The sequence below is a fragment of the Streptomyces sp. JJ38 genome, from assembly GCF_019303475.1.
In the GTDB taxonomy this organism is placed as follows: domain Bacteria; phylum Actinomycetota; class Actinomycetes; order Streptomycetales; family Streptomycetaceae; genus Streptomyces.
Genome location: NZ_JABLSI010000007.1, coordinates 14065 through 28790, shown reverse-complemented (window position 1 = coordinate 28790; position 14726 = coordinate 14065). Strand labels below are relative to the sequence as shown.

The 14726-nt window shown below is 74.1% G+C and carries 9 protein-coding genes; 5 read left to right on the top strand and 4 right to left on the bottom strand.

Going from position 1 to position 14726, the window contains the following annotated elements; translation table 11 throughout:
- The first annotated feature begins 114 nt into the window (after positions 1-114).
- Together pulA and HPT28_RS05295 are read left to right on the top strand one after the other, a co-directional pair.
- Positions 115-5517: a pullulanase-type alpha-1,6-glucosidase gene (gene pulA / locus HPT28_RS05300; protein WP_219089743.1), complete on the top strand. Its 5403-nt coding sequence runs from the start codon at positions 115-117 to the stop codon at positions 5515-5517.
- A gap of 237 nt (positions 5518-5754) precedes the next feature.
- Positions 5755-6261 carry an ArsI/CadI family heavy metal resistance metalloenzyme gene (locus HPT28_RS05295; protein WP_219089742.1) on the top strand — a complete coding sequence of 169 codons (507 nt, stop codon included), beginning with the start codon at positions 5755-5757 and terminating at the stop codon, positions 6259-6261.
- Positions 6262-6417: 156 nt separating this feature from the next.
- On the opposite strand, the gene HPT28_RS05290 is transcribed toward HPT28_RS05295, so the two are convergent.
- From HPT28_RS05290 to glnII, 3 genes are all read right to left on the bottom strand, one after another.
- Positions 6418-7134: a TetR/AcrR family transcriptional regulator gene (locus HPT28_RS05290; protein ID WP_219089741.1), complete on the bottom strand. Its 717-nt coding sequence runs from the start codon at positions 7132-7134 to the stop codon at positions 6418-6420.
- 166 nt (positions 7135-7300) lie between these two features.
- Complete coding sequence (locus HPT28_RS05285) at positions 7301-9295, bottom strand: hypothetical protein (RefSeq protein WP_219089740.1); 1995 nt, start codon at positions 9293-9295, stop codon at positions 7301-7303.
- Positions 9296-9457: 162 nt separating this feature from the next.
- Entirely contained in the window at positions 9458-10477 is a 1020-nt protein-coding gene (gene glnII / locus HPT28_RS05280; RefSeq protein ID WP_219089815.1) for a glutamine synthetase, read from the bottom strand.
- A gap of 186 nt (positions 10478-10663) precedes the next feature.
- Here glnII and HPT28_RS05275 point away from each other — a divergent pair, with 186 nt between their 5' ends.
- Together HPT28_RS05275 and HPT28_RS05270 are read left to right on the top strand one after the other, a co-directional pair.
- Entirely contained in the window at positions 10664-11104 is a 441-nt protein-coding gene (locus HPT28_RS05275; RefSeq protein ID WP_308119087.1) for an isomerase, read from the top strand.
- Positions 11101-12000, top strand: a complete 900-nt coding sequence (locus HPT28_RS05270; protein ID WP_219089739.1) for a Gfo/Idh/MocA family protein — start codon at positions 11101-11103, stop codon at positions 11998-12000. Before HPT28_RS05275 ends, HPT28_RS05270 begins: the two co-directional genes overlap by 4 nt.
- 59 nt (positions 12001-12059) lie before the next feature.
- Here HPT28_RS05270 and HPT28_RS05265 read toward each other — a convergent pair whose 3' ends face one another.
- Positions 12060-13619 (bottom strand): regulator, encoded by a 1560-nt coding sequence (locus HPT28_RS05265; protein ID WP_219089738.1) that lies wholly within the window; start codon positions 13617-13619, stop codon positions 12060-12062.
- A 222-nt stretch (positions 13620-13841) separates the two neighbouring features.
- On the opposite strand from HPT28_RS05265, the gene lipB reads away from it, so the two are divergent.
- Positions 13842-14684, top strand: coding sequence for a lipoyl(octanoyl) transferase LipB (gene lipB / locus HPT28_RS05260; RefSeq protein WP_219089737.1), 843 nt, complete (start codon positions 13842-13844; stop codon positions 14682-14684).
- Positions 14685-14726 lie beyond the last annotated feature (42 nt).

The window sequence follows — 14726 nt, the reverse complement described above, 5'->3', positions numbered from 1 at the left end:
CCCCGCCGACGGGGCCGGGCGGCCCGCCCGCCTCTCCGGTACCTCCCGCACGACCCCACCCGTCCGGTACCTCCCGCACGACCCGCCCGCCCTTCCCGCAAGGAGACCACCGCCGTGAACCGTCCCACCGCGCGCCGCAGAGGAGGCACGGCCGCCACCCTCGTGGCCGGCCTGCTCACGACGCTCCTGTCGGCCTGCGGCCCCGCCGAGCCTCCGAAGACGGCGCCCCCGCCGCCGTCGGACGACAAGCTCGCGGCCGCCGCGACCCGGCACGAGCTGACCCGCGAGCAGTTCTACTTCGTTCTGCCCGACCGCTTCGCCAACGGCGACGCCGGCAACGACCGGGGCGGGCTGACCGGCGGGCGTGCCACCACCGGCTTCGACCCCACCGACAAGGGCTACTACCAGGGCGGGGACCTCCGCGGGCTCATCGACCGGCTCGACTACATCGAGGGCCTGGGCACCACCGCCATCTGGATGGCGCCGATCTTCGAGAACAAGCCCGTCCAGGGCGAGGGCGAGCACGCCTCCGCCGGTTACCACGGCTACTGGATCACCGACTTCACCCGCGTCGACCCGCACTTCGGCACCAACGACGAGCTGCGCGCACTCGTCGACGCCGCCCACGACAAGGGCATGAAGGTCTTCTTCGACGTCATCACCAACCACACCGCCGACGTCGTCGGCTACGAGGGCGACTCCTCCCACTACCTCTCCAAGGGCGCCTTCCCCTATCTGACGAAGGACGGCGAACCCTTCGACGACGCCGCGTACGCGGGAGGGACGTCCTTCCCCGAGGTGGACGAGGACTCCTTCCCCCGCACCCCGGTCGTGCCCGAGGACGAGAAGGACCTCAAGGTCCCCGCCTGGCTCAACGACCCGACGATGTACCACAACCGCGGCGACTCGACGTTCGCGGGCGAGTCCTCCGGGCACGGCGACTTCGTCGGCCTCGACGACCTGTGGACCGAACGCCCCGAGGTCGTCAAGGGCATGGAGCGGATCTACCAGCGGTGGGTCAAGGACTTCGGCATCGACGGCTTCCGCGTCGACACCGTCAAGCACGTCAACATGGAGTTCTGGACGCAGTGGGCCACGGCCCTCGACGCCTACGCCGCCAAGCGCGGCAACGAGGACTTCTTCATGTTCGGCGAGGTCTACTCCGCCGACCCGGCCGTCACCGCGCCCTACGTGACGCAGGGCAGGCTCGACTCCACCCTCGACTTCCCCTTCCAGAGCGCCGCCCGCACCTTCGCGTCCCTGAGCGGCGACGCCGGCGCGCTCTCCGACGTCTTCGCACAGGACTACCGCTACACCACCGCCCGGTCCAACGCCTACGAGCAGGTCACCTTCCTCGGCAACCACGACATGGGCCGCATCGGCACCTTCGTCGCCCAGGACAACCCCGGGGCCGACGACGCCGAGCTGCTGCGCCGCGCCACCCTCGCCCACGAGCTGATGTTCCTCAGCCGCGGCAACCCGGTGGTCTACTACGGAGACGAGCAGGGCTTCACCGGCGCCGGCGGCGACAAGGACGCCCGCCAGACCCTCTTCGCCTCCCGCACCCCCGACTACCTCGACGCCGAGAAGAACCGGCAGATCGGCAGCCCGGAGCGCACCCACGCCCAGGACGCCTACGACACCGGGCACCCGCTGTACCGCTCGATCGCCGAGCTGTCCCGGCTCACCGCCGAGCACCCCGCCCTGCGCGACGGCACCCAGATCCAGCGGTACGCCGACGACGGCGCCGGCGTCCACGCCACCTCCCGCTTCGGCGCGGACGAGCAGCCCGTCGAGTACGTCGTCGCCCTCAACAACGCGGAGGAGCCGCGCACGGTGAGGGTGCCCGTCGCCACCGACGGCGCCGCGTTCACCCGCCTCTACGGCGGCACGGGCACGGACACGGAGGCCGTCACCACTCGCGACGGGGCCATCGAGATCACCGTCCCGGCCCTGTCCGCCACCGTCCACCGGGCCGACCGGCCGCTGCCCGCCTCGCAGGAGGAGCCCGGCGTCACCCTGACCGCACCGGCCGACGGAGCCACCGGCACCGTCGAGGTCACGGCCGACGTCGACGGCGGCGCCCTCAGCCGAGTCGTGTTCTCCGCCCAGGTCGGTGACGGCCGCTGGCAGACCCTCGGCACCGCCGACCACGCCCCCCACACCGTCACCCAGCACCTCGACGCCGAGCTCGCCCCCGGTACGCCCCTGCGGTACAAGGCCGTCGTCGTGGACCACGCCGGGCGCACCGCCGCCGCCCGGGCCGAGAGCGTCTCCGGCACGCCGCCCGCCCCCGAGGCGCCCTCCGCCGTCGAGCGGGACTGGGCCGTCGTCCACTACCACCGCCCTGAGGGCGACTACGCGGACTGGCAGCTCGTCGCCGGCGACCGCACCGCCGCCTTCACCGGACGCGACGCCTACGGCGCCTTCGCCTGGGTGAAGCCCACCGACGCCGAACGCGGCGGCGAACTCTCCTTCACCATCGAGCAGAACGGCACCGCCGACGGCGCCACCCGCACCATCGACCTGGCCCGCTCCGGAGAGGTCTGGGTCGAACAGGGCGGCGACGGCGCGGCGCACACCCGCCCCGACGGCGTCTACCCGCCGCAGGACGAGACCACCGCCGTCCTCCACTACCACCGCCCCGACGGCGACTACGACGGCTGGGGCCTGCACACCTGGACCGGCGCCGCCGAGCCCACCGAGTGGACCAAGCCGCTCGCGCCCGCCCGCAGCGACGCCTTCGGGCTCACCTTCGAGGTGCCGCTCGCCGAGGGCGCCACGACGCTCAGCCACATCATCCACCGCGGCGACGAGAAGGACGAACAAGCCGACCAGTCAATCGACTTCGCCACCCACGGCCGCGAGGTGTGGAAGCTCTCCGGCACCCCCGGCTACCTGCTGCCCACCACCGGCGGCGCACCCGACCTCGACCTCGGCAAGGCCGAGGCCCAGTGGATCGACCGCTCCACCCTCGCCTGGAACGTCTCCGACAGCGAGGCGGCGGCCACCACGCAGCTCCTCTACGACCGGGAGGGCCGCATCGCCCTCGCCGACGACGGCACCCTCACCCACGAGGGCCGCTGGCTGCGCCTCACTCCCGTGCCCGGCGGCCTCACCGAGGAACAGCGCGAGCAGTACCCGCACCTGAGCGAGTACGCCGCCTTCCGCGTCGACCCGCGCGACCGCGACCGGGTGCGCGAGGCCCTGCGCGGCCAGGTCGTCGCCACCCGGCGCGCACCCGACGGCGCCCTGCTGGCCGCCACCGGCGTGCAGCTCCCCGGCGTCCTGGACGACCTCTACGGCACCCAGGCCGCACAGGCCGAACTCGGGCCCGTCTTCGACGAGCGGGGACGGCCCACGCTGTCCGTGTGGGCGCCCACCGCGCAGTCCGTCTCCCTCGAACTCGACGGGCGGACCGTCGCCATGCGCCGCGACGACACCACCGGCGTGTGGAGCGTCCGGGGCAACCGGAGCTGGGCGGGCAGGCCTTACCGCTACCAGGTGAAGGTGTGGGCGCCCACCGTCCAGAAGGTCGTCACCAACGACGTCACCGACCCCTACTCGACGGCGCTCACCACCGACTCCGAGCACAGCCTCGTCGTCGACCTCGACGACGCCGAACTGGCCCCGGAGGGCTGGGACGATCTCGACAAGCCGGGCGCCGTCGCCCTGCGCGACGCCCAGATCCAGGAACTGCACGTCCGCGACTTCTCCGCCGCCGACCCCACCGCCGAACACCGCGGGCGCTACCTGGCCTTCACCGACTCCGACAGCGACGGCATGACCCACCTGCGCGGCCTCGCGGACGCCGGCGCCACCCACGTCCACCTGCTCCCCACCTACGACATCGCCACCACCCCCGAGCGCCCGGAGGACCAGGCCCGCCCCGACTGCGACCTGGCCTCCCACCCGGCCGACTCGGCCGAGCAGCAGGAGTGCGTCGGCGAGATCCGCGACCGGGACGCCTACAACTGGGGCTACGACCCGCTGCACTACACCGTGCCCGAGGGCTCCTACGCGACCGACCCGGAGGGGCCGGGGCGCACCCTCGAGTACCGCAAAATGGTGCAGGGGCTCAACGGTGCCGGACTGCGCGTCGTCCTGGACGTCGTCTACAACCACACCTACGCCGCCGGGCAGGACGAGAAGTCCGTCCTCGACCGCATCGTGCCCGGCTACTACCACCGGCTGACGGCCGACGGCGGCGTGGCCACGTCCACCTGCTGCCCCAACACCGCGCCCGAGCACACCATGATGGGCAAGCTCACCGTGGACTCCGTGGTCACCTGGGCCAAGGAGTACAAGGTCGACGGCTTCCGCTTCGACCTCATGGGCCATCACCCGAAGGAGAACATCCGCGCCGTCCGCGCCGCCCTCGACGCGCTGACGCTGGAGAAGGACGGCGTCGACGGGAAGAGCATCATCCTCTACGGCGAGGGCTGGAACTTCGGCGAGGTGGCTGACGACGCCCGCTTCGAGCAGGCCACCCAGGCGAACATGGCCGGAACCGGCGTCGCCACCTTCTCCGACCGCGCTCGCGACGCCGTCCGGGGCGGCGGGCCCTTCGACGCCGACCCCGGCATCCAGGGCTTCGCCTCCGGCCTCTACACCGACCCCAACGGCTCTGCCGCCAACGGCACCGAGGCCGAACAGAAGGCCCGCCTCCTGCACTACCAGGACCTCATCAAGGTCGGCCTCACCGGCAACCTCGCCGACTACCGGTTCACCGACAGCTCAGGGCGCACCCTGACCGGCGCCGACGTCGACTACAACGGCTCGCCCGCCGGGTACGCCCAGGCACCCGGCGACGCCCTCGCCTACGCCGACGCCCACGACAACGAGACCCTCTACGACGCCCTCACCTTCAAGCTGCCCGCCGACACCCCGGCCGCCGACCGCGCCCGTATGCAGGTCCTCGCCATGGCCACCGCCGTGCTCTCCCAGGGCCCGGCCCTCAGCCAGGCCGGCTCCGACCTGCTGCGCAGCAAGTCGCTCGACCGCAACAGCTACAACTCCGGCGACTGGTTCAACGTCCTCAACTGGACCTGCGAACGCGGCAACGGCTTCGGCCGCGGGCTGCCCCCGGCCTGGGACAACCGGGACAAGTGGTCCTACGCCAAGCCGCTCCTCACCAACCCGAACGCCGTCCCCGGCTGCGCCGAGATCGACGGTGCCTCCGCCGCCTACCGCGACCTGCTCGCCATCCGGGCCGGTGAGGACGCCTTCTCCCTGGGCAGCACCGCCGACGTCCAGCGGCGGCTGAGCTTCCCGCTGTCCGGGCGCGGGGAGACCCCGGGCGTGATCACCATGCGCCTGGACGACCTCGTCGTCGTCTTCAACGCGACGCCGGACAGCCAGGACCAGCGCCTGGCGGCCACCGCCGGAACCGGCTACACCCTGCACGAGCGGCAGGCCACCGGCTCCGACGCGACCGTCAAGTCCGCCACCCATGACAAGGAGACCGGAACCTTCACCGTCCCCGCCCGCACCGTGGCCGTCTTCACCGCCGCCTGACCGGCCCACCGGGCCAGGCCCGCGCGACGTCCGCACGGCCCGCTCCCGCCACTCGCGGGGGCGGGCCGCCGTCGTGCGCCTCGCCCTGCGGAGAGCCGAGCCCCTGCTCCGGCAGCCGGACGTCGGCCCATCGGCTTGCTTTGACGCACTTCTATGTTGACGACTGTCTATATAGATGTCAGGCTCTCCTGTATCGACAAATGTCGATGCAGCGTCCATCTCAGAGGAGAGACCGTCATGTCCCGAGTCCAGCTCGCCCTGCGCGTCGCCGACCTTGAGGGTTCGATCGCCTTCTATTCCAAGCTTCTTGACGCCGAGCCCGCCAAGCGGCGCGAGGGATACGCGAACTTCGCCCTGACGGAGCCCCCGCTGAAGCTGGTCCTGATCGAGGGCGAGGCCGGCGCCGACACCCGTCTCGACCACCTCGGCGTCGAGGTCGCAAGCACCGAGGACGTCGACGCCGCCACGACCCGCCTGAAGGAAGCGGGCCTGGCCACGTTCGAGGAGAACGACACGTCCTGCTGCTACGCCCTCCAGGACAAGGTGTGGGTGACGGGCCCGGGCCAGGAGCCGTGGGAGGTGTACGTGGTCAAGGGCGATACCGACTCCATGGAGAAGGCCGACGCCTCCCCGGACGCCTGCTGCGGCACCACAGCCTGCTGCACGCCCGAAGAGCAGGCCCTCGACCCCGCGCAGAGCCCCGCGGACGCCAAGGCCGCCGCCGGCTGCGCCTGCACCGGCTGAGTGATGGCCGGCGGGGTCACGGCCCCGTCCGGGGGAACGCCCACGATCCGGGGGCACGCGGGCGGCCGCGACGGCGCGCCGACGGCTCTCCCCGGCGGTACCCCGGGCTCAGGCCCGGGTACCGCCGGGGAGGTCCACCGGACGCCAGGGCGTGGCTCAGGAGCCGCCGGCCCCGCTCCGGCCGTCGGGGACGAGGGCCAGCAGGCGGTCGACGAGCTCGGTGAACGGGCTGTCGGCGGGCTCCTGCGCCACGATGTGCCGCACGACGTCCGCCGTCTCCTCGTCCGTGGCGGCCGCCACCGCCGCCAGCGCCAGGAAGTCGTGCACCAGCTGGCGTTCCAGCTCGGCGCGGGGGATCGTCCGACCGTCCAGCCAGGTCAGCGCCGTCGTCTCGGCCAGCCCCACCCAGGAGCGGATCACCAGCGCCAGCCGCGGGCCGGGGGAGACGATCGCGAGATGCCGGAGGATCTCCTCGTAGGCCCGCTGGCGCACCCGGTCGATCATGGCGTTGGCCTGGGCCGGGCCGATGGCCATGCCGCCGCGCAGCAGCGCGGCGAAGCCGGGGCCGTTCTTGGCGACGAAGTCGAAGTACCGGCCGATCACGCGCAGCAGGCGGGCGCCCAGCGGCCCCTCGCACGGCTCGGAGAGCCGCCCGGCCAGCTCCTCGGCCGCCACCCGCACCGCCGCCTCGTAGAGGCTGTGCTTGCCGGGGAAGTAGTGGTACACGAGCGGACGGGAGATGCCCGCGGCCGATGCGATGTCGTCGATCGACACCTCGTCGGGGGAGCGCTCGCTGAACAGGTCGAGCGCCACCGCGATGAGCTGCTCCCGCCGCTCCTGGACACCCATTCTGCGCCGAACCCCGGAAGTCATGAGGTCACCCTAACGAGGGCCGCCGGGAGCGGGCAGACCACGCCGCGACGTTCGGCCAACGGGCCCCACACGTGCGGAACGCCCGTCGCGGGGAGGAGGAACGACGGGCGTCCGGTTCACGGGGCCCCGACACGGGGGCGGCGGGGCTCCGGCCGCGGGGCTGCGGCTACGGGGCCTCGGTGGCCTCCAGCGGCTTGAGCTCGCCCCCGCCCTCCAGCGAGGCCGTCAGCTCGGCCTCGGCGCCCTGCGACGCCGGCACGGCCAGCAGCCGGCCGCTCTCGGCGGCCTCCACCTCTCCGGCGGCCGTGATGGACGTGACCTCGGAGCTCCCCGCCGCCAACAGGTACCAGGAGCCGCCCGACGCCCTCCACAGCACCCCGCTCAGCACCCGGGGCTCCCGTGGGCCGCAGGCCGGCTCGTCCGTCGCCCGCACGAGCACCGCCCCGGGCACGGTCGGGTCGTCGGACGGGGCCTGGAACTGCACCGAGGTCTTCGAGCCGGGCCCGCGCCAGGTCTCCGCCCGGGTGCACACCCAGCGCGCCGTCCCGTTCGACTCCGGCAGCTCCTGCGCGGCGAACGCCCACGTGTTCACGGTGCTCACCCCGCCCCCGGCCAGCGCGTTCAGCCCGCACGCGCCACGGGCGAGCACCGTCTTCGCCGCCGCGTCCAGGGGAGCGTCCGGCTGCCCGGCCCCCGGCTCCCCGAAGGTCAGCCGGGCCGGCATGATCTCGCCCAGGTCCGTCAGCAGGTACGGATGCTCCCGCCCCGCGGTCGACACCCGCAGTGCCGACCAGGCCGTGCACGTGCGCTGCCCGAGCGGCGGGCTGGTGACCGGTTCGGTCACGCCGTCGGCGCGCCGCTTGACCGGCGTCGTCGTGTCCTCGGGGTTCAGCAGGTCCGTCAGGGCCAGCCCCGTCACCCAGGGGGCCACCAGGTAGCGGGCGTTCCCGTCGCTCCGGGTCAGCAGGACGGCGCCGGCCGCCTCGGCGAGGGCGGCGTCGGCCCGGGCGAAGTCCAGCGCGACCGGGCCCCGCGTACCGTCCACGGGCTCCGCGTACCGCACGACCCGCAGGCCGTCGTACAGCAGCACCACCGCGGCGCCGTCCACCTCACCGGCGTACAGCAGCTGCGCGGGACCGGCTGCCGGGCCCGAGGCCGTACCCGGCGTCGCGGTCACGGCCACCTGCTCCCCGGGCCGGGCCCACACCGCCAGCGCCCGGCGCAGCAGCGCCTCGTCCTCCGCCAGCTCGCCGCGCGTCGGCCACACCGAGAAGTCGGCCCGCGAGGAGTCCCGCCACGCGGCGGGCGCGATCCGCTGGAGCTTCCCCGGGTCCAGCGCGCGCTCGGCCGAGGGGTTCTGCGCGTACACCGGCGCCGCCGCGCCCCGCGGCCCCCAGCCGTCCCCCGGCAGCCCCAGCAGCACCCCGCACGCCCCGAGCGCGACCGCCGCCACCACCGCGGCCCGGACGTGCTGGCGGCGCCGCATCAGATCGGTGGGCCGGGCCCGCAGCGAACAGGCGTCGAACTCCGGCGACTCCAGCAGCGGACGATCCCGGCTGCCCGCCGGAACCCTGACCTCGTCCGCCTCGGCCAGCGCCTCCTCCGGCGCGGCGACCCCCGCCACATCCAGCAGCCGGACGACGTCCGCGTCCGAAAGCCCCTCCAGCCCGCGCAGCACGAACGCCGCCCGGCCCGGGCCGCTGACGGCGGCCAGCGCCTGCTCGAGGGAGACCTCGTCCGCGCCCCCGGCCCCCGGGAACAGTCGCAGCCCCGCCACCTGCGGCAGCAGCGGACGCGGCTTCGGCAGCCAGCCCAGCTCCCAGCGGCTCAGCCGCGGCGGACGCGGCGCCGCCAGCGCGCCCCGCACCACCCGCAGCCGCAGATACGCGTACCCGGCGCCGGGGCCGGGCCGCTCGCCGGACCGCTGGACCGGAAGCGGTGGCTCCTCCTTGGCCGCCTTCCCGCGCGGCAGCGCGCGCTGCGCCAGTGCGTGCGCGGTCAGGGACCTGCGGTGCCGACCCAGCGAGGGCGGGAGGATCAGGTAGCCGAGGCGCACGAGCCGCGGGTAGTGCTCGACGAGGGCCGCCTCGGCCCGCTCGACATCCACGGGACCGGCGGACGGGGACGGGGGAGTAGTCGCATCCTTCAGGGCCACGTTCATCTGAACGAGCGAACCCCGGAGTTGGTCACGTACCGAAGACGCCTGTGGGGCCTCCCTCCGGTGCGGAGGAAGGCCCCACAGGCCCCCGGTGCGTCGGACGGCGGCCACCCCGGCGCGCGTCCGACAGCTCGTGTCCGACAGCTCGTGTCAGACCAGGTCGTGTCAGACCAGGTCGAGCGACTCCAGCTCGGTGCAGACGGTGTCCACCAGCAGCCGCGTCACCACGTACGGGTCGACGTTGGCGTTGGGACGCCGGTCCTCGATGTAGCCCTTCTTGTCCACCTCGACCTGCCACGGGATGCGTACCGAGGCACCGCGGTTGGAGACGCCGTAGCTGTACTCGTTCCACGGCGCGGTCTCGTGCGCACCGGTCAGCCGGGACTCCACGCCGGCGCCGTACTCGCGGATGTGCTCGGCGGGCTTGTCGCCCTTGCCCAGCGACTCGCACGCGGCCAGGATCGCGTCGTAACCCTCGCGCATGGCCTTGGTGGAGAAGTTGGTGTGCGCACCGGCGCCGTTCCAGTCGCCCTTGGCGGGCTTGGGGTCGAGGGTGGCGGAGACGCCGAAGTCCTCGGCCGTGCGGTACAGCAGCCAGCGGGCGATCCAGAGCTGGTCCGAGACCTCCAGCGGGGAGAGCGGGCCGACCTGGAACTCCCACTGGCCCGGCATGACCTCGGCGTTGATGCCGCTGATCCCCAGCCCGGCTGCCAGGCAGTTGTCCAGGTGCTTCTCGACGATCTCGCGGCCGAAGATCTCGTCCGCGCCCACGCCGCAGTAGTAGCCGCCCTGCGGGGCCGGGAAGCCGCCCTCGGGGAAACCGAGCGGGCGGGCGCCGTCGAAGAAGGTGTACTCCTGCTCGATGCCGAAGATCGGCTCCTGGGCGGCGTACTTCTCCGCCAGCGGGCGCAGCAGCGCCCGCGTGTTCGACGGGTGCGGAGTGTCGTCGATGTTGAAGACCTCGCACAGCACCAGCTTGTCGTCGCCACCGCGGATCGGGTCCGGGTAGGAGGCGACGGGCTTCAGCACGCAGTCGGAGGCGTGCCCCTCGGCCTGGTTGGTGCTGGAGCCGTCGAAGCCCCACACGGGCGGCTCGGCGCCGTCGGGCAGGATCTTCGTCTTCGACCGCAGCTTGGCGGTCGGCTCGGTACCGTCGATCCAGATGTACTCGGCCTTGTAGCTCACGTGACGGGTGTCCTTCGGCAGCTCGGTGCGGGTGTCGCGCTGCATGCCACCGTCATCGGGAGCGATTTCCCGCCAGTTGCTCCACTGTTAAACGGTTGTGAACTCGCCCTCGCGCGCGACACCGCTGACCGCGGAGGTCCCGGCGCGCCGCGGGCGGCCTCACCGCGCCCCGCGGCGCGCCGCCCCGTGAGGCAGGCCATAGTCTGGCCCACGAACCACGACCAACAGGAGGTCTCCACCGTGCCGCAGATCACCGTCGACTACGCGGCGCCGCTCGCCGCCACCTTCGACCGCCCCTCCTTCGGCAGGGAGCTGCACAGGGTCACCGAGGAGACCGTCGGTGCCTCGGTCGCCGCCTGCAAGACCCGCTTCCGGCCCGTCGAGGAGTGCGTGATCGCCGGCGGCGACACCGACGTCGACATGGTCCACATCGAGGTCGCCGTCCTCTCGGGGCGCACCCAGGACGCCAAGACGGAGCTGGCCCGCGCCGTGCTGGACCTGGCCCGCAAGTGGGTCGCCCCGCTGCCCGGACGCCGCCTCGACCTGTCCGTCCACATCGCCGACCTGGACCGCCAGGCCTACGTCGCCCATCAGGAGGACGCTCGCGACCAGGCCGCGTCCGCGTGAGGTTCGGCCTGCTGGGAACCGGGACGTGGGCCGCGCGCACCCACGCCGTCGCGCTCGCCGCCCACCCCGGAGTCGAGCTGGCCGGCGTCTGGGGTCGCCGCCCCGAAGCCGCCGAGTCCCTCGCCCGGCAGCACGGCGCCCGCGCCTACCACGACGTGGACGCCCTGCTCGCGGACTGCGACGCCGTCGCCCTCGCCCTCCCGCCAGACGTCCAGGCCGCCCTGGCCGTCCGGGCCGCCGCGCACGGCCGGCACCTCCTGCTCGACAAGCCGCTCGCCACCACCGTCCCCGGGGCCCGTCAGGTCGTCGACGCCGTCCGGCGCACCGGCGTCCGCTCGGTGGTCTTCTTCACCCTCCGCTTCGCCGAGACCTCCGCACGCTGGATCGCCGAGCAGCGCCTCACCGGCGACTGGACCACCGGCCGCGCCGAGTGGTTCTCGCCCGTCTTCGCCCCGGGCCACCCCCAGGGCGAGCCGGGCGGCAGCCCGTACGCCGCCTCACCCTGGCGGCGGGAGAAGGGCGCCCTGTGGGACATCGGCCCGCACGCCCTCTCCCTGCTCACCGGCGTGCTCGGCGACGTCGACCCCGAGGACCCGGCCGCCGTCACCGCCGCCCGCGGCCCCGGCGACACCGTCCACCTGCTGCTGCGGCACGCTTCCGGCGCGTCCAGCACCGCGACCGTCAGCCACTCGGTGCCGCCCGCCGCCTCCGGCGTCACCGCCGAACTGCGCGGCGCGGCGGGCGTGGCCACGCTCCCCGAGCGCGACGCGCCCGCCTCCGCCGCCTACGGCCGCGCCGTCGACGCCCTCCTCTCCGGTGAGCCGCACCCCTGCGACGCCGCGTACGGGCTCCGCGTCACCGAGATCCTCGCGGCGGCGGAGGCACGGCTGGCCTGAGGCGCGGCTGCCTTCTGAGGGGCGCGTCGTCGGCCCCGCCCGTCGGCGGCCCCGGCCCGTCAGCCCAGGGCCGCGACGCGTTCCCGGTAGCCGCGCACCGGCGGCGCGTCCCGGTGCGGCTCCAGCCTGCGCTCGAAGTCCCGCACGTACTCGTACGCCCGCATCGACCGCAGCTCCGAGGCCCCCCGTGCCGCCTCGGCCGCCAGCCGGCACGCCTCCTCCACCTCGCCCAGACCCAGCCGCGCTCCGGCCAGCACGAGCCGGGTCAGCACCGCGCCCCGCTCCTGCCCCGGCTCCGTCAGCCGCAGCGCCCGCTCCGCGTGCAGCGCCGCCGCGCGGTACTGCCGCAGGTCACGGTGGCAGTGCCCCGCGGCGTCCGCGAACTGCGCCGGCCCGAACACCCGCGCCCACCGCCGTCCCTCCTCCTCGTCCTCCTGCCCGTCCGGCCCGGCCGTCTCCAGCGAGCGTTCCGCCCGGGACAGCGCCGCCGCCGCGGACCGCCCGTCGCCCAGCAGCGCGTGCCCGCGCGCCTCCGCCGCGTGCAGCAGCGCCTGGACGGCCCCCGGGCCGCCCGGCCCCACGCCCTGCTGCGCCACCCGGGCGAGCTGCACCGCCTCCCGGCCGTGCCCGAGGTAGACGGCCTGCTGGCTCATCGTGGCCAGCACCCGACCGCCGTAGGCGCGGTCACCCGCGGCCTGGGACAGGCGCAGCGCCTGCACGAAGTACCGCTGCGCCAGCCCGTGGGCGGCGACGTCGTACGCCGTCCAGCCCGCGAGCAGGGTGAGCTCGGCCGCCGCCGCGAAGAGCCTGCGGCCCAGCGCGTGGCCGTACGCCCCGCGCAGCAGGGGCTCCGTCTCGTGCTCCAGATAGCGCACCAGCGCCTGGCGGGCGTGGCCGCCGCCGTGGGCCTCGTCCAGCGAGCGGAACAGCTCCGCCACGGAACGCAGCGCCGCCACGTCCCCCTCGCCGACGGGCTGACCGGGGTTGCGCTCCACCAGGTCGGGGCGCTCCCCCCTCGTCCCGCGCTGCACCGCCCCGGTGGGTCGGGACTGCGCCGGGATGCGGGCGGGGGAAGACGGGGCCGTCGGCCCCGCCGTCGTCGGCACGGGGGTCGTCGGTGCGGGGGGTGTCGGTGCGGGCGGCTCACCGCGCCCGACGTGCTCGTCGGGGCGGCCGATGAGCCAGTCCCGGCTCGGCACCACCAGCCCGGCCGGGGTGAACGCGATCTTGCGCAGCTCGCGGTGGCTGCCGGCGTCCTTGCGCCACAGACCGCTGACGATGTCCACCGCCTCCGTGCACGTCGCGGCGAACTCCAGCCCCGCGTACACCGGCGCGCACGGGTCCAGGCCAAGGTCCTGCGCCGACAGGCGGCGGCCCAGTCGGCGGGTGAAGACCTCGGCGATCAGGGCCGGGGTCGTGCCGCGTGGCTGCTGACCGCGCAGCCAGCGTGTGACGGACGTCTTGTCGTATCGCAGGTCGAGCCCGTGCTCCAGCCCGAGCTGGTCCACCCGCCGGGCCAGGCCCGCGTTGGAGAACCCCGCCTCCGCGATGAGTGCGGCAAGTTGCCGGTTGTGGGTGCGCTGGGCGGAGGGGCGGGCCCCAGGTCGTTCCGTCGGCATCGGCTGTGCGGTCTCCTGCCCGTCGGTCTGGTGGGGACGCCTGGGCGCCCTGCGGAACGGGCGTGAATGTAGCCGTCTGAGCAGCGGCTCCGGTGGCCACGGGCGGGTATTCATCCATACGTGTGAGACGGGGACGCCCGAAGGTGTGCCCGCGGGCCGCCGTACAGTAAGGGACAGGTGCGTCACCGGCGACGCGCGTGAACGTCGAGAGGGAGAGCCGCCGTGAGTGAGCTGCGCTACGTCCACCTGGGCTTCGGAGAGGACGCGGTCGAGTACCGCGAAGCCTGGCAGCGGCAGCGCGAGGTGCACGCGGCCCGCTTCGCCGACGAGATCCCGGACACCTGCCTGCTGCTGGAGCACCAGCCCGTCTACACCGCCGGGCGCCGCACGCTGGACAGCGAGCGCCCGCTGGACGGCACGCCCGTCGTGGACGTCGACCGGGGCGGGAAGATCACCTGGCACGGGCCCGGGCAGCTCGTCGGGTATCCGATCCTCAAGCTGCCCCGCCCGGTGGACGTCGTCGCCCACGTGCGGCGGCTGGAGGAGGCGCTGATCCGCACCTGCGCCGAGTTCGGCGTCGAGACCAGCCGCATCGAGGGCCGCAGCGGCGTCTGGATCCTCGGCGACCCCCTGCCCGCGAAGCCCGCGCCGGGCGGACTCTCGCTCGACTTCGACCCGCGGCTCGCGGGCCCCTCCTCGCCGAAGGCGGGCGAGGAGGTGGGCCCCTCCTCGCCGAAGGCGGGCGAGGAGGGAGAGTTCGACCCCCGGATGGCCGGGCCGGAGTACGCGCCGTCCAACGCCGGGCAGCGCGGTGAGGACCGCAAGCTCGCCGCCATCGGCATCCGGGTCGCCAAGGGCGTCACGATGCACGGCTTCGCGCTCAACTGTGACTCCGACAACACCTCGTTCGACCGCATCGTGCCCTGCGGCATCCGGGACGCCGGGGTCGCCTCGCTCTCCAGGGAGCTCGGCCGTCCCGTGCCCGTCACCGAGGTGCTGCCCGTCGTCGAGAAGCACCTGCGGGCCGTCCTGGAGGAGTCGTCGCCGGAACCGCGGACCATCTGATCGCACGGGCGTTCTACCGGTTGGTAGCCACCCACCTTGTTT

Excerpts from the sequence above, each read along its gene's own strand:
- HPT28_RS05290 (WP_219089741.1), bottom strand. The coding sequence starts at position 7,134 with ATGACTTCCGGGGTTCGGCGCAGAATGGGTGTCCAGGAGCGGCGGGAG.
- HPT28_RS05295 (WP_219089742.1), top strand. The coding sequence starts at position 5,755 with ATGTCCCGAGTCCAGCTCGCCCTGCGCGTCGCCGACCTTGAGGGTTCG.
- HPT28_RS05285 (WP_219089740.1), bottom strand. The coding sequence starts at position 9,295 with ATGAACGTGGCCCTGAAGGATGCGACTACTCCCCCGTCCCCGTCCGCC.
- HPT28_RS05265 (WP_219089738.1), bottom strand. The coding sequence starts at position 13,619 with ATGCCGACGGAACGACCTGGGGCCCGCCCCTCCGCCCAGCGCACCCAC.